The 24923-nt window shown below is 59.6% G+C and carries 24 protein-coding genes and 2 pseudogenes; 9 read left to right on the forward strand and 17 right to left on the reverse strand.

All coding sequences use genetic code 11. The features are described 5' to 3' along the window. Positions 1-3: 3 nt before the first annotated feature. The 5 genes from can to ftsY all read right to left on the reverse strand — a co-directional run bounded on the left by can (position 4) and on the right by ftsY (position 5663). Positions 4-663 (reverse strand): carbonate dehydratase, encoded by a 660-nt coding sequence (can, locus tag AXW79_RS10785; protein WP_005316416.1) that lies wholly within the window; start codon positions 661-663, stop codon positions 4-6. Between the two features lie 125 nt (positions 664-788). Then, a complete protein-coding gene (gene rpoH / locus AXW79_RS10790; protein ID WP_011899178.1) occupies positions 789-1643 on the reverse strand; it encodes an RNA polymerase sigma factor RpoH in 855 nt (284 codons plus the stop codon). A 451-nt stretch (positions 1644-2094) separates the two neighbouring features. Beyond that, positions 2095-3048 carry a permease-like cell division protein FtsX gene (gene ftsX, locus AXW79_RS10795; RefSeq protein WP_005316425.1) on the reverse strand — a complete coding sequence of 318 codons (954 nt, stop codon included), beginning with the start codon at positions 3046-3048 and terminating at the stop codon, positions 2095-2097. Continuing rightward, positions 3048-3716 (reverse strand): cell division ATP-binding protein FtsE, encoded by a 669-nt coding sequence (ftsE, locus tag AXW79_RS10800; protein WP_005316428.1) that lies wholly within the window; start codon positions 3714-3716, stop codon positions 3048-3050. Before ftsE ends, ftsX begins: the two co-directional genes overlap by 1 nt. Before the next feature lie 51 nt (positions 3717-3767). Further along, complete coding sequence (gene ftsY / locus AXW79_RS10805) at positions 3768-5663, reverse strand: signal recognition particle-docking protein FtsY (RefSeq protein WP_005316431.1); 1896 nt, start codon at positions 5661-5663, stop codon at positions 3768-3770. Between the two features lie 111 nt (positions 5664-5774). On the opposite strand from ftsY, the gene rsmD reads away from it, so the two are divergent. Then, on the forward strand, positions 5775-6404 hold the full coding sequence (gene rsmD / locus AXW79_RS10810) for a 16S rRNA (guanine(966)-N(2))-methyltransferase RsmD (protein ID WP_005316434.1): 630 nt from the start codon (positions 5775-5777) through the stop codon (positions 6402-6404). Positions 6405-6518: 114 nt separating this feature from the next. Beyond that, positions 6519-6833, forward strand: coding sequence for a DUF1145 domain-containing protein (locus tag AXW79_RS10815; protein ID WP_005316436.1), 315 nt, complete (start codon positions 6519-6521; stop codon positions 6831-6833). Positions 6834-6868: 35 nt separating this feature from the next. Here the strand turns inward: AXW79_RS10815 and AXW79_RS10820 are convergent, their stop codons facing one another. After that, on the reverse strand, positions 6869-7243 hold the full coding sequence (locus AXW79_RS10820; RefSeq protein ID WP_005316439.1) for a YijD family membrane protein: 375 nt from the start codon (positions 7241-7243) through the stop codon (positions 6869-6871). Positions 7244-7264: 21 nt separating this feature from the next. Next, positions 7265-7885, reverse strand: coding sequence for an HTH-type transcriptional repressor FabR (gene fabR / locus AXW79_RS10825; protein WP_005316443.1), 621 nt, complete (start codon positions 7883-7885; stop codon positions 7265-7267). Positions 7886-8034: 149 nt separating this feature from the next. Between fabR and AXW79_RS10830 the strand changes: the two genes are divergently transcribed. Next, positions 8035-9153 (forward strand): acyl-CoA desaturase, encoded by a 1119-nt coding sequence (locus AXW79_RS10830; protein WP_005316445.1) that lies wholly within the window; start codon positions 8035-8037, stop codon positions 9151-9153. A gap of 468 nt (positions 9154-9621) precedes the next feature. On the opposite strand, the gene AXW79_RS10835 is transcribed toward AXW79_RS10830, so the two are convergent. Beyond that, a complete protein-coding gene (locus AXW79_RS10835; protein WP_005316448.1) occupies positions 9622-10875 on the reverse strand; it encodes a phospholipase D family protein in 1254 nt (417 codons plus the stop codon). A 78-nt stretch (positions 10876-10953) separates the two neighbouring features. Between AXW79_RS10835 and AXW79_RS23330 the strand changes: the two genes are divergently transcribed. Next, entirely contained in the window at positions 10954-11100 is a 147-nt protein-coding gene (locus AXW79_RS23330) for a hypothetical protein (RefSeq protein ID WP_005316451.1), read from the forward strand. A gap of 24 nt (positions 11101-11124) precedes the next feature. On the opposite strand, the gene AXW79_RS10840 is transcribed toward AXW79_RS23330, so the two are convergent. The 3 genes from AXW79_RS10840 to tatA all read right to left on the reverse strand — a co-directional run bounded on the left by AXW79_RS10840 (position 11125) and on the right by tatA (position 13257). Then, the gene (locus AXW79_RS10840; RefSeq protein WP_005316455.1) at positions 11125-12546 is read right to left on the reverse strand and encodes an MltF family protein; all 1422 of its coding nucleotides are present in this window, start codon (positions 12544-12546) and stop codon (positions 11125-11127) included. Positions 12547-12778: 232 nt separating this feature from the next. After that, positions 12779-13081, reverse strand: a complete 303-nt coding sequence (locus tag AXW79_RS10845; RefSeq protein ID WP_005316458.1) for a YfcZ/YiiS family protein — start codon at positions 13079-13081, stop codon at positions 12779-12781. A 14-nt stretch (positions 13082-13095) separates the two neighbouring features. Next, positions 13096-13257 (reverse strand): twin-arginine translocase TatA/TatE family subunit, encoded by a 162-nt coding sequence (tatA, locus tag AXW79_RS10850; protein ID WP_005316461.1) that lies wholly within the window; start codon positions 13255-13257, stop codon positions 13096-13098. 271 nt (positions 13258-13528) lie between these two features. Between tatA and AXW79_RS10855 the strand changes: the two genes are divergently transcribed. Further along, on the forward strand, positions 13529-14497 hold the full coding sequence (locus tag AXW79_RS10855) for a LysR substrate-binding domain-containing protein (RefSeq protein WP_005316464.1): 969 nt from the start codon (positions 13529-13531) through the stop codon (positions 14495-14497). A gap of 110 nt (positions 14498-14607) precedes the next feature. On the opposite strand, the gene AXW79_RS10860 is transcribed toward AXW79_RS10855, so the two are convergent. Further along, a complete protein-coding gene (locus AXW79_RS10860; RefSeq protein ID WP_005316467.1) occupies positions 14608-15207 on the reverse strand; it encodes a YhgN family NAAT transporter in 600 nt (199 codons plus the stop codon). A 110-nt stretch (positions 15208-15317) separates the two neighbouring features. Further along, complete coding sequence (locus tag AXW79_RS10865) at positions 15318-15563, reverse strand: YecH family metal-binding protein (RefSeq protein ID WP_005316470.1); 246 nt, start codon at positions 15561-15563, stop codon at positions 15318-15320. A gap of 208 nt (positions 15564-15771) precedes the next feature. On the opposite strand from AXW79_RS10865, the gene AXW79_RS10870 reads away from it, so the two are divergent. Then, on the forward strand, positions 15772-17049 hold the full coding sequence (locus AXW79_RS10870; RefSeq protein WP_005316472.1) for a dicarboxylate/amino acid:cation symporter: 1278 nt from the start codon (positions 15772-15774) through the stop codon (positions 17047-17049). A gap of 14 nt (positions 17050-17063) precedes the next feature. On the opposite strand, the gene AXW79_RS10875 is transcribed toward AXW79_RS10870, so the two are convergent. Both AXW79_RS10875 and AXW79_RS10880 read right to left on the reverse strand, forming a co-directional pair. Continuing rightward, positions 17064-17378 carry a putative signal transducing protein gene (locus AXW79_RS10875; RefSeq protein ID WP_042467471.1) on the reverse strand — a complete coding sequence of 105 codons (315 nt, stop codon included), beginning with the start codon at positions 17376-17378 and terminating at the stop codon, positions 17064-17066. Positions 17379-17497: 119 nt separating this feature from the next. Then, positions 17498-18392, reverse strand: a pseudogene (locus tag AXW79_RS10880) (LysR substrate-binding domain-containing protein). 96 nt (positions 18393-18488) lie between these two features. On the opposite strand from AXW79_RS10880, the gene AXW79_RS10885 reads away from it, so the two are divergent. Beyond that, on the forward strand, positions 18489-19541 hold the full coding sequence (locus tag AXW79_RS10885; protein WP_005316478.1) for an HlyD family secretion protein: 1053 nt from the start codon (positions 18489-18491) through the stop codon (positions 19539-19541). Further along, complete coding sequence (locus AXW79_RS10890; RefSeq protein ID WP_005316481.1) at positions 19541-21094, forward strand: DHA2 family efflux MFS transporter permease subunit; 1554 nt, start codon at positions 19541-19543, stop codon at positions 21092-21094. The genes AXW79_RS10885 and AXW79_RS10890 overlap by 1 nt, the downstream gene beginning before the upstream one ends. A gap of 118 nt (positions 21095-21212) precedes the next feature. Here AXW79_RS10890 and AXW79_RS10895 read toward each other — a convergent pair whose 3' ends face one another. Continuing rightward, positions 21213-21839, reverse strand: coding sequence for a lysoplasmalogenase (locus tag AXW79_RS10895; RefSeq protein WP_005316484.1), 627 nt, complete (start codon positions 21837-21839; stop codon positions 21213-21215). Between the two features lie 174 nt (positions 21840-22013). Between AXW79_RS10895 and AXW79_RS23335 the strand changes: the two genes are divergently transcribed. After that, positions 22014-22166 (forward strand): hypothetical protein, encoded by a 153-nt coding sequence (locus AXW79_RS23335; RefSeq protein WP_005316486.1) that lies wholly within the window; start codon positions 22014-22016, stop codon positions 22164-22166. A 297-nt stretch (positions 22167-22463) separates the two neighbouring features. Here AXW79_RS23335 and AXW79_RS10900 read toward each other — a convergent pair. Then, positions 22464-24843, reverse strand: a pseudogene (locus tag AXW79_RS10900) (TRAP transporter permease). Positions 24844-24923 lie beyond the last annotated feature (80 nt).

The following is a 24923-nucleotide window of genomic DNA, read 5'->3' on the forward strand; positions in this document are numbered from 1 at the left end:
TCCTCAGCGACGGCGGTGGGGCGGACGCATGTCCGGCCAGGCGCGGTAAACATCGGGGATCTGATCCGGGCCGCTGACACAGAGATCCAGATCATGCAGCAGACCGTCCTTGATGCCATAGATCCAGCCGTGCACCGCCAGCTCCTGCCCCTTGCGCCAGGCATTCTGGATGATGGTGGTATGGCAGACGTTGGCTACCTGCTCGGCCACGTTCAGCTCGCACAGGTAATCGAAACGCTCGTGCTCATCTTCGATGGCATCCAGCTGTTCACGATACTTGAAGTAGACATCCTTGATGTTGCGCAGCCAGTTGTCGATGAGCCCCAGCTCCTGGTTCTGCATCGCAGCCTTGACACCACCGCAGCCATAGTGACCACAGATGATGATGTGCTTCACCTTGAGCACCTCAACCGCGTATTGCAGCACCGAGAGGCAGTTGAAATCGGTGTGCACCACCAGATTGGCGACATTGCGGTGGACGAACACATCCCCCGGCAGCAAGCCCATCAGCTGGTTGGCGGGAACCCGGCTATCGGAGCAACCGATCCAGAGGTATTCAGGGGCCTGCTGGGCGGAGAGGGTAGCGAAGAAATTCGGATCCTCGGCCTTGATCCGTTCCGCCCACTCGCGGTTGTTGGTAAACAGGTCGTTCAACAGTTTCACTATCTGCTCTCCCTACTGTGGCAGTGGCGGCAACATAACATAGACAAGGGTAACCAAGGCAAGGCCGACCAGATACCCGCGAAACAAAAACAGGGCCATCAGGCCCTGTTTTTGTGAGGGAGGCATCAGGCCTCCATGGCGTCTTTCAGCTTCTTGAGTGCGTTTTTCTCAAGCTGACGCACCCGCTCGGCGGAGACACCATAGGTGTCGGCCAGCTCCTGCAGCGTGGTCTTGCTGTCATCATCGAGCCAGCGGGCACGAATGATGTGCTGACTGCGCTCATCCAGAGTGGCAAGGGCCGAACTCAGGCGACGGGTCGCGTGATCGTCCCAGTTGTCGTTCTCAATGGTGGCCGCCAGATCGGAGGATTTGTCTTCCAGATAATGGACAGGGGCAAAGCCACCTTCGTCTTCATCATCACCGACCAGATCGAACGCCTGATCGTAGTTGCTCATACGCGCTTCCATCTCGGTCACGTCGGTCGGGGAGACCCCCAACTCGGCGGCGACGGCCTGCACTTCGTCATGGCTGAACCAGCCCAGACGCTTCTTGGATTTGCGCAGGTTGAAGAACAGTTTGCGCTGGGCCTTGGTGGTGGCCACTTTTACCATGCGCCAGTTGCGCAGGACATACTCGTGGATCTCGGCCTTGATCCAGTGCACGGCGAAGGAGACCAGTCGCACTCCGACGGTCGGGTCAAAGCGCTTGACCGCCTTCATCAGGCCGATGTTGCCTTCCTGAACCAGGTCAGCCTGGGGCAGACCGTATCCGGCATAACTCTTGGCGACGTGAACGACAAAACGCAGGTGCGACATGACCAGCTGACGGGCAGCCTCGAGATCGCCACCCTGCTGCAAACGCTCAGCCAGCTCACGCTCTTCCTCTGCAGTCAGCACAGGAATCGAATTTACTGCCTGGATATAGCCTTCCAGACTACCTTGCGGAATCAGAGCCATAGTGCGTTGCAATGAAGTTCCCATTTTTTACCTCTTTCTTTTCAATCGAACCAGTCTAACACCCTGAGAGGGTCTGTCTACTGACCGGATATCATTCTGCGGCCCACATCAAACACTGTGCCCAGTTTGAACTCGGGCTATCTTAGGCCGGCAGGATGAATCATGAATGAACAGTCAAAAAAAGGGGGTCACAATCAAGGACCCCCGAAAAGTAGCATGCTAAGTCCATTGTTGCGGAGCTCGCAACCTTCACATGCTTGCCAAGTCAGACGAGCAAGGCAGAGGGGCCACACCCGTATAAGTTCTTCAGCACTTGTAGACTGCTTATAAATCAGAAGGTTCACCGGATCCAGAGCAGATCCTGAAGATAGCTGTTAATCAGATTACTCCGAGAACAGTGGCCGAGCCAGAAACGGCAATTCTTTTACTTGATCCAGCTCTCAAAATCCAGCGCTTTGAAACGCTGATAAATTAATCAGGATGGTTCTATGTCACGAATGTGGCGATGTACCGAGAACCAGGAGGCGATCAGCCCCAGCAAGGCACCCAGCAAGACCAGATTGATCCCGTCTATCGCCCCCATGCCCACCAGCCGGAAATTGCTGTTGTAGAGCCCGGCCAGCTCCTTCACCACCCCCTCGCTCCAGATCACCATCACTTCGGTCAACCACCAGGCCAGCATGCCGCCGATGACCCCGAACCAGATACCGGTATAAAGGAAGGGACGATGGATGAAGGCGTCAGTCGCCCCCACCAGCTTGAGCACTTCGATCTCGGAGCGCTGGTTGAGGATGTTCAGGCGCAGGGTATTGCCGACGATCAGCAGCACAGCCGAGAGCAACAGCACGGCGATGCCTGTGATGGTATGGCGCAGCAGGTTCATGATCCCCTGCAACCGGGTCAGCCACTGCAGATCCAGCTTGCCCTGCTCAACCCCATCTTCATTGTTAAGCTTGCCGAGCAGCTCGGCGGCCCCTTCCGGATTCTGCCAGCGGGGATCCGGAATAACGCTCAGCACGGGCGGCAAGGGGTTGCTGTCCAGATAGTCGAGGGCATCGCCGAAGCCTGAGATCTCGCGAAACTCTTTCAGCGCCTCCTCCCGGCTCATGTAGGTGACGGATTCCACCTCGGGATAGAGCAGGATCCGCTGCTTCATGTCGAGAATGCTCTGCTCTGGCAGATCCTTGCGCAGATAAAGAGAAATCTGGGAGCTGGTCTGCCAGCTGCCTTCCACCACTTCGGCGTTTTTCAGCAAGACGTGGAAGCAGGAGGGCAATGCCAGACTGACGCCGAGCACCGCCAGGGTCATCAGAGACGCAAGCGGGTTGCGCCACAACTCTCCCAGGCTGGCAAATGCCTGGCGGACGTGATCAACCCCGTACATCATCAGACGACGCAGCGGTGGCTGTTTATGACGAACGATAGCCATCAGAGCTCCTCCCCTGCCGAGTACATCCGGCCCGCCTTGAGGGTCAGGGTGCGGTAGCGCATACGGGCAATCAGCCCCAGATCATGGGTCGCAATGAGTACCGAGACCCCGAAGCGGTTGAACTCCTCGAACAGCCGCATGATATCCATGGAGAGCTGGGGATCCAGGTTGCCAGTCGGCTCATCCGCCAGCAGCAACGGCGGCTTGTTGACGATGGCACGGGCGATGCCGACCCGCTGCTGCTCACCACCGGAGAGCATACGCGGCTGGTAGCGCTCCTTGCCGAGCAAGCCCACCTTGTCCAGCGCCGCCGCAACCCGCTTGTTGATGTCTGCATGACTGTAACCATCGATCACCAGCGGCAGGGCCACGTTGTCAAACACGGTTCTGTCCATCAGCAGACGGTGATCCTGGAAGATCATGCCGATCTGGCGACGCACATAGGGGATATCCCCCCGCTTGATATGGCTGACATCGTCGCCGTGAAAGAAGACACGGCCATCGGTCGGTCGCTCCATCACGCCAATAAGCTTCAAAAGGGTACTCTTGCCAGCCCCCGAGTGCCCGGTCAGGAAGGCCATCTCCCCCTTGTGCAGGTGAAAGCTGACCTTCTGCAACGCCTGATGGCCGCCGCTGTATACCTTGCTGACCTTATCAAAACGAATCATAACGGATCCCTGACATTGACATGCCCCGACCTGAGTCGGGGCATGTGGCGCTTACTCCTCGCGACTGAAGAGTGCCTCGATAAAGTCGTTGGCGACGAAGGGGCGCAGATCGTCGATCCCCTCGCCCACCCCGATATAACGGATCGGGATCTGGAACTTGTCGGCCACCGCGAAAATGACGCCGCCCTTGGCGGTGCCATCCAGCTTGGTGAGGACGATACCGTCCAGACCCACGGCTTCGCTGAACAGCTTGGCCTGGCTCAGGGCGTTCTGACCGGTGCCTGCATCCAGCGTCAGCATGATCTCGTGAGGTGCTTCTTCATCCAGCTTCTTCATCACCCGCACCACTTTCTTGAGCTCTTCCATCAGATTGCTCTTGTTCTGCAGGCGACCGGCAGTATCGGCGATCAGCACGTCGGCACCGCGGGAACGGGCAGCCTCAATGGCGTCATAGATGACGGAGGCAGAATCGGCACCGGTATGCTGGGCGATCACGGGTATGTTGTTGCGCTGACCCCATACCTGCAGCTGCTCGACGGCAGCGGCACGGAAGGTATCGCCAGCGGCCAGCATGACGCTCTTGCCTTCGGCCTGGAACTGCTTGGCCAGCTTGCCGATGGTGGTGGTCTTGCCGACACCGTTCACCCCGACCATCAGGATCACATAAGGCTTCTTGCTGGTGTCGATCACCAGCGGCTGCTCGACCTGGGCCAGCATGGCGCCCATGTCCTGCTTGAGCAGGCCGTAGAGTGCCTCGGCATCCTTGAGCTGCTTGCGATCCGCATGCTGCACCAGGCCATCTATGATGCGACGGGTGGTATCGACCCCCAGATCGGCGGTCAGCAGCTGGGTTTCCAGCTCCTCAAACAGATCGTCATCGATCTTCTTGCCACTGAACAGACCGAAGAAACCGGAACCGATATTCTCTTTGGTACGCACCAGACTGCGCTTGAGACGGGCAAAGAAACCCTCCCGCTGCGGCTTGTCCTGAGTGTCATCATCCACTTTGGCGGCAAGCGGCAAGGCAGCCAGTGCGGCGGCTTCAGCCTCCATCTCGGCAACCAGGCGAAGATCTTCCGCTCTCTGGGCCTCTTTGGCGATACGAGCCTCTTCGGCGGCCTGGGCTTCGGCGGCATCTGCGGCCTGCGCTTCGGCAGCAAGACGAGCGGCTTCTGCGGCCTGCGCTTCGGCAGCAACACGGGCGGCTTCTGCAGCCTGCACTTCGGCAGCAACACGAGCCGCTTCTGCGGCTTGCGCTTCGGCGGCAACACGAGCCGCTTCTGCGACTTGCGCTTCGGCAGCAACACGAGCCGCTTCTGCGGCTTGCGCTTCGGCAGCAACACGGGCCACTTCTGCAGCCTGCGCTTCGGCAGCAACACGGGCGGCTTCTACAGCCTGCGCTTCGGCAGCAACACGGGCCGCTTCTGCAGCCTGCGCCTCGGCGACAATACGAGCCGCTTCAGCGACTTGCGCTTCGGCAGCAACACGAGCCGCTTCAGCGACTTGCGCTTCGGCAGCAACACGGGCCGCTTCTGCGGCTTGCGCTTCGGCAGCAACACGGGCGGCTTCTGCAGCCTGTGCCTCGGCGGCAACACGAGCGGTCTCGACAGCCTGTGCCTCAACGCGCGCTTGCTCGATCAGCAATTCGTTGACGATGACGGGTTCCAGTTCGGAAGCACACTCCTCCACGACCAGCGGAGCCACGTCCAGCTCAGTGGGAGGGCAATCGTCATCATGAAGTGGAGCGCCAGCATGCAGGGCATCATTTTGTGCACTGGCCGGCAATTCATGCACCACGACCGGCGTAGTATCAGAAACGGGAGCGGGGGAAGCAGTGACCTCAGGCTCAGCGGTAACAGGGGTGGCTTGGGGTGTCTGTGGTTGGACAGCCTCAGCCTCTTCTTTCTTGCGGCCGAAACCCAGCCAGGAAAACAAACCTTTTGCCATCTAAAAAATACTCACTTCGTTGGCTGACTGCTAAGATAGCCGTCCCTCGGCGGGTCGGCATAAAAATGAACCGCCTTATACTACCACTTTATTTTCTGACGACGAAACGCGATGCCCAGAGTGAAACCCAGCCGTAACATCCCGAACAAGAGCCCGGCCCCGCAGGGGAAATCGGGCTTTGTAAGAATCATCAGCGGCCAGTGGAAGGGCCGCAAATTGCCGGTCAAGGATGTAGAAGGGCTCAGACCCACCACGGATCGCGTCAAGGAGACCATCTTCAACTGGCTGGCTCCCCATGTGCGTGGCGTTCGCTGTCTCGATCTGTTTGCCGGCAGCGGCGGCCTGGGGCTGGAGGCGCTGTCGCGCTATGCCGAGCAGGTAACTCTGGTCGAGATGGACAAAAGTGCCGCCGACCAGATCAGAAAGAACCTGACCGCCCTTGGCAGCAGCAAGGGCCTGGTGATCCAGTCCGATGCCGTCAGTTGGCTGCAAGGCCCGGCCACCCCGTTCGACCTGGTGTTCCTGGATCCGCCGTTTCGGCGCGAGCTGCTGCCCCGGGTGTGCGATTTGCTGGAACAGCACGGCTGGCTGGCACCGGATGCTCTGATCTATCTGGAGCGGGAGAAAGAGATGGCCGACCTGGCGTTGCCCGCCAGCTGGCAACTGCTCAAGGACAAGCAGGCCGGTCAAGTCTGCTATCAACTCTATCTGCGGGACACCAAGAATGACGCTGCGGTTTAAATTCCGTGTAGGAAGGGGAACAAGCGTTGGCCCCTCCCCGTCAATTTAGGCAACGACTCAAGGGCAAGCAGGCCGGTCAGGTCTGCTATCAACTCTATCTGCGGGAGGTGAGCAATGAAGCGGGTGTTTAATCTGTTGGCGATGGGGCTGACCCTGTTCTTCTGGTTCGGCGTGCTGGTCAGTCTGGTAGCTCCGCTACCCGGCAAGCTGAATGATCTTTTGCCGATCTGCGGCCTGCTCATCGCCCTGGTCCACCTGGTGCAGGCCAGCATGGTCAAGTCTGCCTGCAAACCCTACTTCGTGGTCACCCGGCTCGAAGTAATACTGATACTGGTGTTCGGCGTCTTCGGCATGGCTGATATCCGCGCCCGACTCAAAGCCATCATAGAAGCCAAACAGCATGGCACAGATATCAACAGCACCGACTGATGCCGGCACTGTCATGGTTCAGGAAGGAGTGCTGGTCACTCCTTCTCTTTTTTCCCCACACTGATACCCAGCTTGATCGACAACACGGCGAGCAGCAACAGCATCATGATGAGCGAGAAGAAATTGCTGCCAAGCTCGGGATACTGCACCTTGACCAGCGCCGCATGCCCGAACCCGCCGATGAAGAAGCAGAGCAGCATGCAAACCGGGGTATTGCCCTCCAGCGAGACATGGCGGTAGTGCTGATAGAGCTGATAAGCCGCCAGCACCAGAGCAATCATGGGAAAGAAGGAAAAGGGCACCGCAGGCTCGGTCAGGGCCGACAGGGCCGACAGGGAGGCATCGCCACAGATACCAACGAGCAGGGCCAGCAGCAGGGGTTTCTTCGGGATCAGATTCTGGTCATGCATGGAGCTGTCCATCCTGTTGACTTAAGAGAGAGGTTCACGGCGCTTCTGGTTCTGAACTTCGGCGCCCATGGCGATCATGCGCAGCTGGCGTATGGTGCGATCTGACAGGGCCCGACACTCCTCGCTCGTCATGTCGAGTGCATCGGCACCGGCGCTGAAGACGATGGTCACCATGGCCTCGGCCTGAATATAGGCCTCCTCCCGCGGAGCCCCCGAGGTCGCTTCAAGGTAGTCGGTCAGCTCGGCAATGAAGTGCTGGATCTCCCGTGCCACCGCCTGACGAAATGCAGCCGAGGTACCGGAACGCTCCCGCAGCAGCAGCCGGAAGATATTCGGGTTGTTCTCGACAAATTCCATGAAAGTCTGCACCGAGGTGCTGATGACACTGCCACCACCCGCGATGCGCTGGCGAGCCTGACGCATCAACTGGCGCAGGGTCAGGCCCCCTTCATCCACCAGCGTCAGGCCCAGCTCCTCCATGTCGCGAAAATGGCGATAGAAGGAGGTCGGTGCTATGCCGGCCTCCCGAGCTACTTCCCGCAAACTGAGGTTGGAAAAACTGCGATTGGCGCACAGTTGGCTGAACGCCGCATCGATCAGAGTACGCCGGGTTTTTTCTTTTTGTTGCGCGCGAATACCCACGAAAACAGTCACCTTCAGGTTATCGAGGCCAAATGATAACCCGAAGGCCGAGCCAGGATCAGGTTTGTCTCCTACTTTTTTACCATTGACCCGAATTCTTGCTACATGGAGAATGGCGCACAGCTGTTCGCTGAAAGGAACCGAGTGAGATGGAACGCCCACCTATCATCATGACCAACACCCTGCTGTTTGCCCTCTCCGGGCTGACCGCACTGATCGCCGTGCCCTGGTACGGTATGACCCATGGCTATGACCTCTGGCAGTGGAGCTGCTTCCTGCTGCTGTTCTGTTACAGCGGCATCTCCATCACAGCCGGTTATCACCGCCTCTGGTCGCACAAGGCCTACAAGGCCCACCGGATCCTGCAGTGGATCTTCGCCATCGGCGGCGCCCTCGCCCTGCAGAACTCGGCCCTGCACTGGTCTTCCGACCATCGCCGTCACCATCGCCATGTGGATGACAACCTGAAGGATCCCTACAGCGCGGGTCGCGGCTTCTGGTATTCACACATTGGCTGGATGCTGCGCGAGTACCAACGCGAGATCTATAACGATTACAGCAACGTGCGGGATCTGCAGAACAACCCCATCGTTGCCTTCCAGCACAAGCACTATCTGGCGCTGACCCTGGCCACCAATCTGGGCATTCCGCTGCTGCTGGGGCTTGTCCACGGCGATCTGCTCGGCATGCTGCTGCTGGCAGGGGTGCTGCGCATGGTGATGACCCACCACACCACCTTCTTCATCAACTCCCTGGCCCACATCTGGGGCAGTCAGCCATTTACTGACCGCAACACGGCAAGGGACAACGGCATCCTGGCCTTCTTCACCTTCGGCGAGGGTTATCACAACTTCCACCACCTGTTCGAAAACGACTACCGCAACGGCATCCGCTGGTGGCAGTTCGATCCCACCAAGTGGCTGATCCGCAGCGCCTCCTGGTGCGGGCTGGCCCGGGATCTGAGGTCCTGCCCGGAAGAGCGGATCGAACAGGCAAGACTTGAGATGCAACTCAAGCGCGCCCAGGCCAAATTGCGCAAACGCGAAGACAGGGAGCTGTGGCAGGCATTGTTGCAGGAGGAGTACGACAAACTGAGCCAGCAGTTGCAGCTCTACTATGCCAGCCGCAAGTCTCTGCTGGAGCAGCGCAAACGCAAGGCGCTGGCCAGCTACGATAAGCTGAAACTGCAACTGGAATATCGCAACCTGCACGACGGCTTCGTTGCCAGCAAGCGCAACTGGAGCCGGTTGCTGGCGGGCATCGCCTGAGTTACAGGCCCCGCCACAGCACACAGAGACCGCCAACCGGCGGTCTTTTTATGGACACAAACTTGGGGTCTGGCCATAAAAAATGGGGTGACATTTCCATGTCACCCCCTCGCAAATAGCATGTTCCATATTGGAGTCCGGTCCTGCCGGGTTCTGCCCTGTTTCTTGAGTTTCCGCTACCCATCCGAATCAGGTGCCTGCTGGAGCGATCCAACTGGCGGTTCCCTTCACGACCTTTTTCCACACGACGGACGAGCCGCCGTGTTTGTCCTTGCGATTGAAATATTACGCACATAAATAAAATAAAAAACCGTTTTATTCAGTCTGCCATGCAAGCGACAGTGCGCTACCAGGATTCCTACACAAGAACAATCTGATTAAAAACAATACGATAAGATAGAATATCGCCTTTGGATGGCAAACGTTATCCTCTAAGGCGCACAAGGCTTTACGAGATCTCGCACACGCTCACAACCAGCGCTGCAAGGGCAACCAGTCACTCATCTTCGCCAACAGCCGGCGCAGGGTTGAGTGAGGCGCAGCCACTGAATGAGCAGACTGCTGCTGCCAGTGCATCAGCCACTGCTGCAACTCGGCGCAGAGCGCTGGGCACTCGAGATGCAACATCAATTCGGTGTTGAGCATCAGGGATCGAGGATCCAGATTGAAGCTGCCAAGCAGCGCCTCCCCGTCCCCGATCAGGATCAACTTGGCATGCAGGCTGAGGGTATCCCCCTCCAGCTCGGACAGCGCTATCCCCTGCCGGATCATCCAGGGACGATGGCGCCGGTAAGCACCATACACCAGGGGTACATCCGTACTGGCCAGGGAGTTGGTGAGGATCTCGATATTCACCCCAGCCTGGCGCTGCTGCCTGAGCCGACGGCGCAACCCTCGGGTCAGGATCAGGTAAGGACTCACCAACTTCAGGGAGCCCGCGTTGTCAGCCAGCTTGCGCCAGAGCAGGGGCGCAGTGGTCGGTCGCGACACCAGCCCCTTGCCGGGTCGGTCGAACCACACCTCGGCCCGCCCCTGATGCCAGGTCAGGGAGACGGGCTCGGCTTCGAACAGACTGGCAGGCAGGTCGTAGACTGCGGCAACGAGCGGATCTGTCATTGTGAGCAGGAAGTCGTTCACCACCGTCACCTCGGCCCGCTGCAGGGGACGGCGCAACAGGCGGCGGATCGGGTGACTCCAGCGGCTGCGCCAGAATTGGTCGAAGCCCTGTTCTGCCTGCTGGCAGACAGGGCCGCGGCAGGCGAGGTCCAGATCGACGAATCGGGGCGTACCGCCCAGCCCGAAGTAGCGGTCACCTATGTTGCGGCCACCGATCACTGCCTGGCTGCCATCCACCAGCAGCAACTTGTTGTGCATGCGGTGATTGATGCGGCGAAAGCTGAGCAGCCCCTCCAGCAGCAGGGTCAGCGGACGCCAGCCCCGCAACCAGAACGGATTGAACAGCCGTACTTCTATGCCGGGCTGACGCGCGACTATCTCCAGAAAACGGTTGTCACCGGCATAAAGGTCGTCAATGAGCAGCTGTACCCGCACCCCGCGCCGGGCTGCGTGCAGCAACTCGGACAGCAACAGCTTGCCGCTGCTGTCCTCTTCCCAGCTGTAGTACTGGGCCTGGATCCGGCTGCGAGCGTTACGGATCAGCTGGCAACGCACCTTGAGTGCCAGTTCGGGCTGGTCGATCAGTGCAAACTCACCCGGGATCATGGCGTCATCTGCTTGTCATGGAGGAATGGCATAACGCTGGCTACAGGCCTCGTTGGAATGTGGATAAAGGAATTTACCATGGAACTCAGTGATCGCCCTGCCATCAGCTATCGACCGCAAGCCAGCCAGCCGGATCCCTCCCCGACCGGCCAGCTGACACCCTGGTATCTGCAACACAGGGATCAGGGCTGGGAACCCTTTTCTTCTCCCGAGCAGCCCCACTAAAGATCCCCCTGACCGGTGGGGTGATCAGGGCCGGGCCGCCTCTATGGCGGCCGCCTTGCCCTCCAGCTGTGGCAGGCTGAAGCGATAGGCCACATAGTACTTGTAGATGGTACTGACGTAGTTGATGGGGCCCTGCCCCACCTCGTTGGCCACCAGCTGCTCCACGTTGCCAAACCAGACGTTGGGATCCAGCCCGGCGGCTTGCGCCTTGGCCCTGAGTGCCTGTACCCGGTTCGGTCCGGCATTATAGGCTGCCAGTGCAAACAGGTGGCGATTGAGCTGATCCAGCGCAGGATCGTTGAAATAGGTGTCCAGGATAAGCCGCAGATAGCGGCAAGCCGCCTCTACATTGCCCTCCAGACTGGCTAACCTGGCGCCACGTATGCCCACCTCGCTGCCGGTACTCGGCAACAGCTGCATGATCCCCACGGCCCCACGTACCGAGCCCGCGCCGGTATTGAGCCCAGACTCCTTGTAGGCCAGTGCCGCCAGCATCAGCCAGTCCAGTTGATACTTGTCGGCATACTGCTCAAGCACCTTGCGGATGGTCGAGAGCCGCCCCATGGGATCGGGCGCCAGAATATTGCTCATCTGGTCGCTGCGCACCAGCAACTGGCGCAATGTCATGTCGTTGTAGAGGGAGTGCTTGCCCGTATCGGCCAGGTAACCGTTGACCGCCTTGAGCAGCTCGGGGCTGTTTTTACGCAGGGCCCAGGCACTGCGGCCATTATCCCGCAGCGGGATCAGCTTGTGGGCCCTGAGGCCGCTGATCATCCCAAGCCAGATGCGCCCCTTGAAGCTGTCGGTCACTGTGAGGGGGATGATGCCTGCCGCCACCATCTCCAGCAGATCCACATCCTGCAGGTATTCGGGGACAGTTTCGATATAGATGGGGGGAAGCCCCAGCTCTCGAAACAACCAGTTGAGCTGGCGCAGACTCTCGTAATAACTGGAGCTGGCTCGCACCCAGACGCGCCGGCCGGAAAGCTGGGTGATACGGTTGAACGTCGGCAGAGCGTGCTGACTCACGATCCACTCTTCAATGGGGGTTATCACCGGATTGGAGAAGGCCACCTGCTCGCGCCGGGTCGGGGTCACCGTCATGTTGGCCGCCACCAGATCGCCACGCCCCTCTGTGAGGTAGTCCAGCAGCTTGTCCTGGCGCACGGGTATGTAGATGATCTTGAGCTTGATCTGCTCCCTGGCGAGGTAGGTCTGGTTCAGCCAGCGCTCGAAACCCTGCAACTGATTGACCAGAATGCCGTGCTGGGCGCCTTTATCGAGAAAAAAGAAACCCCGCTCATAGACCACCAGGGCCCTGAGTTCTTTCTTTTGCAGTATATGTTCGAGATCCCCGGGTTGGGGCAAGCGCTGTGGCTTGAGGTCCGCCGCCAGCAGAGGAAGACACCAGAGGGCCAGCAGGGCCCAGATCCATCGCTGCATCATGATGTAATCGCCTTCTGTGGACCAGGTAGCACCGGACTGTTGGTCAGCAGGATAAGTCGTTATAGAAGGTGGGATTCACGGCAGAGATCTCGCCGCGTCATCATGTGTACGCCTTCTGTTGGCCGACTCCCGCCGGGCAAACCGTCTGTGGGATAACTAACTATAGAACGCAGACCCACAGCAGAAGGGTCAACACGGCAGGCGAACCCGCCGTGTCATTACCGGGCTCAGCTCAGATAGAGCGGGCGCGCAGCTCGAAAATCAGCTTTTCGGCGGTGCAGGTGAATTGCAACCGGGCCTTCAGGATCACGCCGCTGGCACCCTGGCTCAGCTCGCTGCTGATCATGGCTTCGGCAGTCACCTGCTTGGCCAGTGCCTCATAGGCAGCCAACTTGGCGCGGGCATCGGCTTCTGTTGCAGCTTCGATCACCAGCTCCATCAGATCGTCACCTTCACCAATGATGGTACCGATCTCGGCAAAACAGCCGCAGCTGTCACAGGTTTCGTTCAATTCAACTTTCTCGTCTACAGACATACTTCCACTCCTACTTATTTCGGATGATTGGCATCGTCACGCAAGGCGTTACGAAAATCCCTGATGGCGGTGCCCAGATCCTCACCGGCGCCGGCCAGGCGTTTGCTGCCAAACACCACGACCACCACCACGAGCAGGATCAACAAATGCCAGATATGAATTCCACCGAGTCCCATCGGGATACTCCTGACTGATAGATACGCTTTGTTTGTATCAAAAGAAGGCGCAAGGATTGTTGGGCAAAATCAAGACAGGTGCAAGTTTGCAAATAAATCACCAAAAAATACGGCGACCCAGGGTCGCCGTATGAATTGATGCTACTTGTCCCCTCAACCGCTACATCCTGTACCAGCCGCCATGAAGGCGAGAGACGAACCGAGCATAGGGTCGCCAAGATATGAAAACAAATGGTATAAATTCATCTAAGAATTGAAAAGAATTCATATCATGTTGTTGGAACAGCTGGGGCGTATCGACCTCAATCTATTGATTATCCTGCAAGTTTTGCTGGAAGAGCGGAATGGTAGCCGGGCCGCCCGTCGCCTGCATCTGAGCCAGTCTGCCGTCAGCAAGGCCCTGGGGCGCCTGCGGGAAACCTTCGACGATCCCCTGTTCGTGCGCTCCGCCTACGGGCTGGAACCCACGGCCCGCGCTCTGGTGCTGCAACAGCAACTGCAACCCATACTGCTGTCCCTGGACAACCTGATCCAGCCGCCGGATTTCGATCCAGCCAGCACAGAGCGGGAGTTTGTGATCGCCAGCATGGACAGCGCCTTCACCCTGTTTGCCCCGCTCTATTTGAGCGAGCTGAAACGCCAGGCACCGGGTATACGGCTGCGCTACGAGGAGTGGACCGAGAATAGCCTGACCGAGATGAGCCAGGGTCAGGTGGATATTGCCTTCACGGTGCGGGAGAACTGCATCAGCTCGGACTTTCGGCTCGATACCCTGCCCAACGCCATCTGCCAGCGGCTGCTCGCCATTGATGATCTCACCTGTCTGGTGCAGCATGATCACCCTGCCCTGCACGAACCCGAATGGGACCTCGCCCGCTACCTGGCCTATCCCCATGTACAGACCTATTGCGAGGGACGGGATCGCTGGATGCTGGATCACAAGCTGGCGGGGATGGATCTCTACCGCCGGATTGAGGCAACCGTGCCCTCGTTCGAGGCCGCGCTGCGAATGGGCATGCACTCGGACATGATAGTGACCCTCTCCAGACTCTATGCACGCCACGCCACCCAGGTCTATCCGCTGGTGCCGCTGCCGCTGCCCATTGCACTCGACAGCATCTCCCACCTGCTCATCTGGCATCAGCGCCACGAAGAGGACCCGGGCCACCGCTGGTTACGGGAGACACTGCTCGCCCTCATCATGAGCAAGCTGGAACCCTCGGCAACCGAGCCCTCCTGACTATCAGCACCGAGTAAGAGAACGCCCGGCCTTCCTCATCATGAGTGAGCCGGATACCGCTGCCAACGACTGGCCTGATTATCAGTGTTGGCGAGGGGAGAGCCTGACAGTCAACCCTGACCCGTCACCGCCAGATAGTGGTGGACACCGTCCAGCAGCATCTGCACCGCAATCATCACCAGCAGCATGCCCATCAGGCGCTCCACGGCTGTGAGTCCTCGCTCACCCAGCAGCTTGTTGAATACCTCGTAGAACATCAGGATCACTGCGCTGGCACCCCAGGCCATCAACAGCGCCAGCGACCAATCCGTCATCCGGGTCGGCTCCTGGTTTGCCAGCAGCAACAGGGAGGCAAGAATGGAAGGACCGGCAATCATGGGGATGGCCATGGGCACCAGGAAGGGCTCCTCGCCCGCCGCCAGCCCGGTCACCCCACCCTCGCTCGGGAAGATCATCTTGATGGCGATGAGAAACAAGATGATGCCGCCTGCGATACTCACCGCTTCCTGGCGCAAATTGAGGAAATTGAGGATCTGCTGACCGGCAAACAGGAAGGCCATCATGATGGCCAGCGAAAACAACAGCTCCCGCATCATCACCTTGCGCCGTCGCTTGGGATCGATATGACGCAGGATCGACAGGAAGACCGGCAGGTTACCCAGCGGATCCATGATCAGAAACAACATGACGGCAGCGGAGAAAGTGTCCATACGATTCCAGGGCAATGCCCGGGCCAAGCCTTCGGCAGAGAAAAACAGGAGGAAATACTAACAAAGGGACAGAGATTCGGCGAGCACCAAGGATGTGCCCGCCGTGAAGGTCAACCGTGGTTGCAGATCTTGTCGGCGTGGGTCTGGAAACCCTGCGCTGATTCGATGAACTTGCCGCGCTGTGCCAAGAAGGCGATCAGCGCCTCGGCATCCATCTCGCTCGCGCTGCAGGTATGAAAACGGGCATCGGCACCGAAGTGCTCATCGATCGCCTGCTTGAGGCTGGCACGGGTAAATTGCCCCCCTTGTGCCAGCATCATCTCCATCACCTCGTGACCGTGTACCGATTGAGTCATAGCAAACCTCATTAATAAACATATTTAATGCCTATTAAATCCTGCACCGAAGGGAGTGACCTTGATATAGGCCAATAAATTGCCGATTTCCCTCATAGCAAGCTGGTCGTGAGTACCGCTTTGTCGATAATGTGGCAACCTGACAAGGGGATGGCTACACTAACGCCCCTTTTTGCCATCGCAGACAGAATATAAGGACATTGGCGTCATGCTGTTCCATGGATTGGCTTTCAAGCCCTGGCGGATCTGGACCCGCCGTCCCCTCTGGTTGAAGACCCTGATCGGCATGTTGACGGGGATCGGGCTGGGACTCGGCTTCAGTGAGCAGGCGTTGCAGCTCAAGCCCCTTGGCGTCCTGTTCGTCAACACCATACAGATGCTGATGGTGCCGCTCATCTTCTGTTCTGTCATCGCCGGCCTCACCTCCCTGCTCAAGGGCAAGAGCCTGGATCGGATCGGCAGCAAGGCCATAGGCCTCTATCTCTTTTCCACCGCCATCGCCATCTGCATCGGTCTGATGATGGGCTGGCTGCTGGAACCCGGCATGGGCGCCAACATGGGGCCCTATGAGCGGGTCGGCATGGCGGAACAGCCAACCCTGGCCAGCGTGCTGAGCCATCTGGTACCACGCAACCCTGTGCAGGCTATGGTGGATGGCAAGATACTGCAGGTGATCGTTTTTGCGGTCGCCCTCGCCCTCAACGCCACAGGCCGACGCGGTCGCCCCGCCATCCTCTTCTTTACCTCGCTGGCAGAGGGAATGTTCAAGCTGACCCAGATGGTCATGGCGCTGGCGCCCTATGGCGTCTGCGCCCTGATGGCCTGGATGACGGGCAAATACGGGGTGAGTCTGCTCTTGCCGCTGCTCAAGGTGATCGGCGCCGTCTATCTCGGCTGCCTGCTCCATGTGCTTGGCGTCTATAGCAGCCTGCTTATCCTGCTGGCACGGCTCAACCCGCTGCACTACTTCAAGAGCATCGTCGATGCCCAGGCCGTGGCCTTCACCAGCAGCTCCAGCAGCAGCACACTGCCCATCAGTCTGGCCTGCGCCGAGAAGCGGCTCGGGGTCTCACCCGCCATCACCGCCAAGGTGCTGCCCATCGGCGCCACCATCAATATGGACGGCACCGCCCTCTACCAGGGAGTCACAGCCCTATTCGTGGCCCAAGCATTTGGCGTGGATCTGCACATGGTGGATTACCTGACCATCATCAGCATCGCCACCCTGGCCAGTATCGGTACCGCAGGCACACCGGGCACAGGGCTCATGTTGCTGACCCTGACGCTCACTGCGGTAGGGTTGCCGCTGGAAGGAGTAGCCCTCATCGCCGGGATCGACAGGATCCTCGACATGGCGCGTACCACGGTCAACGTGTCCGGCGATATACTGGTATCCGTGCTGATTGCTCGCAGCGAGAAGGAGCTGGATCTGGCGACCTATCACGACGCCAGCGCAGGAGATGATATCGACTTCACCCTGCGCTGAGGCAGGGTGAAGGATTAACTATCGTGGGGATCGTGATGACAGCGCCAGCAGACCTCAAAGTTGGCGCCGTTTTCCTCCCCGCACTGACCGCAGAGCCAACCATTGCCCTGGCGCTGCTGATAACGTTCGATGACCCGTCCTGCCTTGCTGCGATCCTGCTCGCGCACCATCAGGGTCACCTGCAATAGATCCACCGGCAGCTCGCCCAGCGCCCCCGACAGGGCCTCGCCGTTGAGTCGCACCAGTACCCCTTCCACTTCCAGCGCCCCTTTCAGGGCATGGGCCTCCAGCGAATGGGAAGCCCGATAAAGATTGATCCATTGATCCATGCCTTCCCCCTGCAACCGCTTGTTGATGCCATGTCTAGCTGACACCATGCCCCTCTTCCATCCTCGGGATCGAACCTGGATCCCATGATCCATGGCTTCCCCGTCCCCTGACCTGCCTGTCACAGCAAGTTGTCTATCCCGTAATCGGCCCCCTGCGCCACCATAAAATCGATAAAGGCCCGCAACTTGCGCGGCATCAGCCGCCGCTCCGGGAACAACAGATAAATCGGCACCTTGGGCTGCTGCCACTCGGGCAGCAGGGGCACCAGGGCGCCGCTGGCAAGCTCCTCATGGCAAAGCATGGCAGGCAGGGAGGCGAGCCCGAGCCCCGCCTTCGCGGCCTCTCTGGCACAGGTTATATTATTAACCCTAAAGCGGGAGGGAGGGTCAACCAGCACCTCTCTTCCATCCAGTTCGAAGCACCAGTGCGAAGCCAGAAACCCGCTGCTCACCGCCACCCTTTCATGGCGCACCAGATCCTCGGGATGAGTGATGGCCGGACTGCGGGCCAGATAATCCGGGCTGGCACACAGCAGCCGTTCCGTGCTCCACAGCCGCCGCGCCGCCAGGTTGGAGTCGCTCATGTCGCCGATGCGCACTATGGCGTCCAGCCCCTCGTTGATGGGATCCACGATGCGATTGGTCAGCTCCAGCTCCACCTGCAGCCCCGGATAAACTTGCAGAAATTTGGCCACCAGCCGACCCACCACCAGCTGCCCCGTCTCGATGGGTACCGCCAGCTTGAGAATGCCGGTCACCTCCTGCTGGCTGGCGCTCACCATCAGCTCGGCCTGAGCCAGCTCATCCACTGCCTTGCTGCAGCGCAGATAGTATTGCTCACCGGCCTCGGTCAGGGTGAGCTGACGGGTTGAGCAGTCGTACGCCGAGGCGCTGCTCCAGCTCTGCGATACGGCGACTCACGGTCGCCTTGGTCATGCCCAGATCCTGGGCAGCCCCAGTAAAGGAGCCCTTGTCGACGATCCGCACCAGGATCAAGGCAGCGTTCAGATCCATTGTTGCACCAGTGAAACTGTATATCTCATTAATGGATACTAATCGAAACAGTTGGCTAGTGTTAGCCTGCGCTGCTTAAGTTCAGGAATCCCCAAAATGAGCCAACACAAGAAAATCCCCCTGCTGGCCGCCATGGTGCTGGCCCTGCTTGGCCTGCTGTTCGCCGGTTACTGGTATCTGCATGGCCGCTATTTCGAGAGTACCGACAACGCCTACCTGCAGAGCGAAGTGACCGGGATCGGATCCAAGCTGCCCGGCTACATCAGTGAGGTGCTGGTCACCGACAACCAGGCGGTGAAGGCCGGTCAGCTGATCGCCCGACTGGACGATCGGGAGTACAAGACCAGGGTGGCCGAGGCCGAGGCCGACCTGCACCTCAATCAGGCGACCGCCGAGAATCTGGCCGCGACCCGGACCCAGCAACTGAGCCTGATCCGTCAGGCCGAGGCCAAGGTCGCCTCCGCCAATGCCGAGCAGGTGCGCGCCAGACAACAGGTGCAAAGGGTCAGCCAGCTCAACCAGCGCCATTACAGCTCGCAAGACAGCCTGGATGAAGTGCGGGCCGGACTGCAGGTCAATCAGGCGCAGGAACAGGAAGCCAGGGCCGCCCTGCAAGCCGCCCGTGAACGCCTGCTGGTGCTGGATGCCGAGGCCAAGCAGAATCAGGCCAGGCTGGCATTGAGCGAGGCGCAGTTGGAACAGGCCAGACTGGAGCTGAGCTACACCGAGTTGCAGGCACCGGCTGACGGCATCATAGGAAAACGCAGTCTGCGGGCAGGGCTCTACGTTCAGTCCGGCATGCAGGTCGCCAGTCTGGTACCGCTGCAACAGGTGTGGGTCGAGGCCAATTTCAAGGAGACCCAGCTGCACCATATGCAACCGGGCCAGAAGGTCAAAGTGATCCTTGACGCCTATCCGGATCAACCGGTCGAGGGGATCATCGACAGTCTGGCCCCCGCCACCGGCGCCAGGTTCGCCCTGCTGCCACCGGAGAATGCCACCGGCAACTTCACCAAGATTGTGCAGCGGGTACCGGTCAAGATCCGCATCCCCGAGCCGGGTGCCCTGGCAGGCAAGCTGCTGCCGGGCCTCTCCACCGAGGTGATAGTGGATACCCGTGACCCTGCCGCCCTGGTGGCAGCCAACTGATGGAACCCATTCCACGTCGCAACTGGATCGCCGTCATGGGGGGCCTCATTGGCGCCTTCATGGCCATCCTCGACATCCAGATCACCAACGCCTCCCTAAAGGATATTCAGGGGGCCCTGTCGGCCACCCTGAGCGAGAGCTCCTGGATCTCCACCTCCTATCTGGTGGCGGAGATGATCGCCATTCCCCTGAGCGGCTGGCTGAGTCGGGGTCTGAGTGTGCGTCGTTACCTGTTGTGGACCACGGGGGCCTTTATCGTCGCCTCCGTGCTCTGCTCGTTCAGCTGGAACCTCACCAGCATGATCGTCTTCCGGGCGCTGCAGGGTTTCACCGGCGGGGCGCTGATCCCCATGGCCTTCTCCCTCATCGTCAGCCTGCTGCCACTGCACAAGCGAGCGACCGGCATGGCACTGTTCGGCCTCTGTGCCACCTTCGCCCCCGCCATAGGTCCGACTCTGGGTGGCTGGCTGACGGAGCAGCTCTCCTGGCACTACATCTTCTACCTGAACGTACCGCCCGGCCTGCTGGTGATGGCCATGCTGGCCCATGGTCTGGACAAGAAGCCGGTCGACTGGACAGTGATCAAGCAGGTGGATCTCATCGGCATCATCACAATGGCGATGGGACTGGGTCTGCTGGAAGTGGTGCTGGAAGAGGGCAACAGAGAGGACTGGTTTGGCTCGAGCTTCATAGTGCGGCTCACCGTCATCTCTGTGGTGGCCCTGGTGTTCTTCGTCATCAGCCAGCTGCTCAGACGCCATCCGCTGGTCAACCTGCGGCTGCTGCACAACCCGCGCTTCGCGCTGGCCTGCTTTGCCTATCTGGTGCTCGGCATGGCGCTAATGGGCTCCATTTATGTGCTGCCGCTCTACATGGCGCAGATCCACAACTACAACGCGCTGGAAATCGGTGAGGTGCTGATGTGGATGGGGCTGCCCCAACTGCTGGTGTTGCCGCTGGTGCCCAAGCTGACCCACAAGATAGACCCACGCTATCTGGTGAGCTTCGGTTTTCTGGTATTTGCCATCAGCTGCTTCATGAACATGAACATGAGTGCCGACTACGCCGGCCCCCAGCTTATCCAGTCGCTGATAGTGCGGGCGCTGGGTCAACCCTTCATCATGGTGCCGCTCTCTCTGGTGGCGACAGCCAGCCTGAGTTACGACGAGATCCCCTCCTCCTCGACCCTGCTCAACGTGCTGCGCAACCTGGGGGGTGCCTTTGGCATCGCCATCATAGCGACCCTGATCGACAACGACACCCGCGTCCATGTCAGCCAGATCAGCAGCACGCTGGCCGCCAGCAGCATAGAGGGGCAGAGCTACCTGCTGCAGCTGGCCCGGAGCATGATGGCGCAGGGCTCGGGTCCCGAGCTGGCCCAACAGCAGGCCCAGGCCATGCTGTCGAACACCATCAGCCGCGAGGCTGCCATCATGGCGTACAACCAGGTGTTCTACGTGATGGGGATCTTCCTGCTCATCGCCAGCGCCCTGATGCTGCTGCTCAAGCAGCCAGCCCCCAGAGCGGCCGATGCCGAGCCGCTCGAGGCATAGCAAAGGCGTAAAAACAGACACAAAAAATGGGCCAACAGGCCCATTTTTCTTGCTGGTGATCATCTGCTCGCCGAGCCTGAGGGAGCAGGTGCAAGTGACGAAAGAGACCTCCTCTTCTTCACCCCGCCAGGGAGGCTGCGATCAGAAACTGGGCCGCGAAGTAGCTGCTCATGATCCAGGCCGTGGCGTGAGGAAAGGGACGCCGGAACCTGTCCAGCGCCAGCATGCTGTCGGAAAAGAGGAACATCAGTGCCCCCACCAGGGCGGCGGCACTGCCCGCGGTCAAGGAGGCGTGCCAGGCACCGGCGGCCACCCAGGCCATGCCGATGATCACCAGCATGTAGCAGAAGACGGGGATCTTCATCTCCCCCAACCGGCCCCACAGCAGGCCGAACACCATGCCTGCCACCAGCAGCAGCAAGAGGCCATCCACCAGGTTCAACACCAGGGGGCCCTGGGCAAAGCCGACGATGTAGCAGAGGTGTGCGACAAAAAACGCCGCCAGGCCCTGAATGAAACGATCCCTTGGCAACATCAGCAGCACGTCCCCGGCCAGCGACAGGCAAAGCCCGAGCAGGATCCAGGCGTGTGAGCCGTCATGGTCATCGCTCTGATAGCCAAACGCCAGCGCTATGATGAACAACATGGTCAGCGGCTTGCTGATATAGAACTGACGGGAGTCTGAGCCGTAGGCCGCACGAATGTGCCACCAGCCCGATGCGATGATCAAGAAACTCAATAACATGCCCTGCTCCTCACGTGTTGCTCGCAGTCATACGGCAACATCTTCTGACTGGCAGCAGAGTAGCAAATTCCCTCGGCCAGTGGCAGGGGAGCTCAGCAAATGAGCAGCCTACGCCTAAAGTCTAATTGCCCGCTAGCCCTGGTCAGGGCATAAGGAAGGGTCTGGAGGATCACCATGGAAGACGAAATGAAAAACTATCTGCCCGCTATCGATATCATGATGTGCCATCTGGGGATCAGCTTCGAGCAGGCCTGCGAACAGCTTGGACTCAGTCCACAAGAACAGCAGGCGCTGGATCAGTTGCAACAGCAGGCTCAGTCAAACTAGCACTCCCGATATGGATATCATGATGTTCCAGAACCGGGGATCAGCTTCGAGCAGGCCTGCGAACAGCTTGGTCTCAGTCCGCAAGAACAGCAGGCGCTGGATCAGTTGCAACAGCAGGCTCAGTCAAACTAGCCCTCCCTCACGATGTGCCGTCTGGGACTAGCATGCGAGCTGCCGGGCCTCAGTTTACTGGCACAACAGACCCTGAGCCTGCTGCAGGAACAGGATCCGCAAGAATAAGCCCCGATTGGGAAAATAAAAACGGCGCCTTGATGGCGCCGTTTTTATTAGCACTTTTTATTGGTGAACCACACGTCGCCGTTGCAGCCAGACGATCAGCCCGAACAGCAGGAAGCCCGGGAACCACATCAGCTCCTTGGACCAGCGCTCGGTAGGTGCCTTGACGGAGAGGATCTCCTGATCAAACTCCATGCCGGCCACTGCCGCCGGGCTGCCGAAGGTCACGCTGTCGATCAGGGGCTTGCCATCCTGCTCATAGAGCGTCAGCCCCAGATTCGCCAACCGCTCTTCACCATTGGCGCCATCCGGTACCGCAATCAACAGGGTAGACTGGCGAGCCTTGCCCACCCCATCCTCACCCTGGATCCGCAGCCGCAGCGTACTTTCCGCCTCGACCTCACCCATGGTCTGGGCAAGCTGGGCTGGCGGTGTACTGCGATAGGGATCGTGCACCATGTCCATCCAGAAACCGGGACGGAACAGGGTGAAGGCCACCAGCAGCAGCAAGATGTTCTCGTACCATCGACTCTTCACCAGGAACCAGCCCTGGGTCGCAGCGGCAAAGATCAACATGGCGATGGTCGCCACAATGAAGATCAGCACCCCATGGGCAAAGTCCACGTCGATCAGCAGCAGATCCGTGTTGAAGATGAACAGGAAGGGCAACGCCGCAGTGCGCAAGCTGTAGTAGAAGGCCGTGATGCCGGTCTTGATGGGATCACCCTTGGAAACGGCAGCCGCCGCAAACGAGGCCAGACCCACAGGCGGCGTCACGTCCGCCATGATGCCGAAGTAGAACACGAACAGATGGACTGCTATGAGCGGCACTATCAGGCCGTTCTGCTGACCAAGCGTCACCACCACCGGTGCAAGCAAGCTGGACACCACTATGTAGTTGGCGGTGGTAGGCAACCCCATACCGAGGATCAGGCTCAGCAGGGCGGTGAGCAGCAGCATCAGCAGCAAGTTGCCCATGGAGAGGAACTCCACCAGATCCGCCAGCACCAGGCCAACCCCTGTCTGGGAGACAGCACCGACTATGATGCCCGCCGTGGCGGTGGCAATGCCGATACCGATCATGTTGCGGGCACCGGCGACCAGCCCTTCCCGCAGATCCACCATGCCATCGAGCAGCGAGCCGTAGTCATGCTTGCCATCAGTACGCAGCCAGTTGAGCAGCGGCCGCTGGGTCAGCAGTATGATGACCAGCATGACGGTGCCCCAGAAGGCCGACAGGCCCGGCGAGAGGCGCTCCACCATCAGACACCACACCAGTACCACCACGGGCAGCAGGAAGTGCAGGCCGGAGAGCAGCACGGCTGCGGGTGTTGGGCAGCTCGAGCAGCGGCTTGTCGGGATCTTCCGCCGCCAGCGGTTCATTGCTGGCAGCTATCTTCAACAAGCCCACATAGGTGGCAGCCAGCAGCAACGAAATGCCCGGCAGCGCATAGTCACCCAGCACGGGTTTGAGCCAACCCAGGCCGTAGTAGACCGCCAGCGACAGGCCGCTGATGAGGGCTGCGCCGAACGCGAAGCCGGTCAGCCGACGCAACCATGGTTTCGGCTGATGGTTGCCGATGGGCTCCATGCCCAGCTTGAGCGCCTCCAGATGGACGATATAGAGCAGCGCTATATAGGAGATGGTCGCCGGCAGGAAGGCATGCTTGATGATCTCGACGTAGGGGATGCCCACGTACTCCACCATCAGGAAGGCCGCTGCCCCCATCACGGGAGGCATGATCTGGCCGTTGACCGAGGAGGCTACCTCGACTGCGCCAGCCTTCTCTGAACTGAAGCCCACCTTCTTCATCATGGGGATGGTGAAGGTGCCCGTGGTGACCACGTTGGCGATGGACGAACCCGAGATGAGACCGGTCAGGGCGGAGGCCACCACAGCCGCCTTGGCCGGACCGCCGCGCAGGTGACCGAGCAGGCTGAAGGCGAGCTGGATAAAGTAGTGGCCGGCACCTGCCCGCTCCAGCAGGGCGATGACCGCCAGGGCGGGGCCCAGGGCCCGTCGTGCCGCTTCCAGCAGCAACGGAATGCCGATGCAGGCCGTGATCAGGTCCGAGGTGGTGAGGCTGCCAGGACGCAGGGCCAGCGCTTCATACATCACGAACAGATAAGAAGCCGCTCCGGCAGCAATCAGCCCCAGCGCCATGTCGCTGAGCGGCACTCGATCCCGGGGTGAACTACGAAACGCCGGAAACACCAGATAGGCCAGCAACAGGGCAAAGGTGAGGTGAATGGCGCGGGTCTCGGTATCATTGAGCACGCCAAAACCCAGCATGAAGGGCAGTGGCGAGGCGATCCAGAGCTGGAACAGGGACCAGGCCAGCGCCAGGGCGGTAATGAGCCAGCCCATGAGGCCAAGCGGCAGACGAGCGCCCACATCCTGGGCGATCAGTTCCTCGGTAGAGAGTTGTTTATCTTGCATAGGGTTAACTTGTGCCAACGAGTACAACAAAAACGACACCCGCCGCCACAAACAGCGCAGCCAACGGGTGTCGAGGGAGT

It is taken from the genome of Aeromonas salmonicida subsp. salmonicida, from assembly GCF_001643305.1.
Classification (GTDB): Bacteria; Pseudomonadota; Gammaproteobacteria; order Enterobacterales; family Aeromonadaceae; genus Aeromonas; species Aeromonas salmonicida.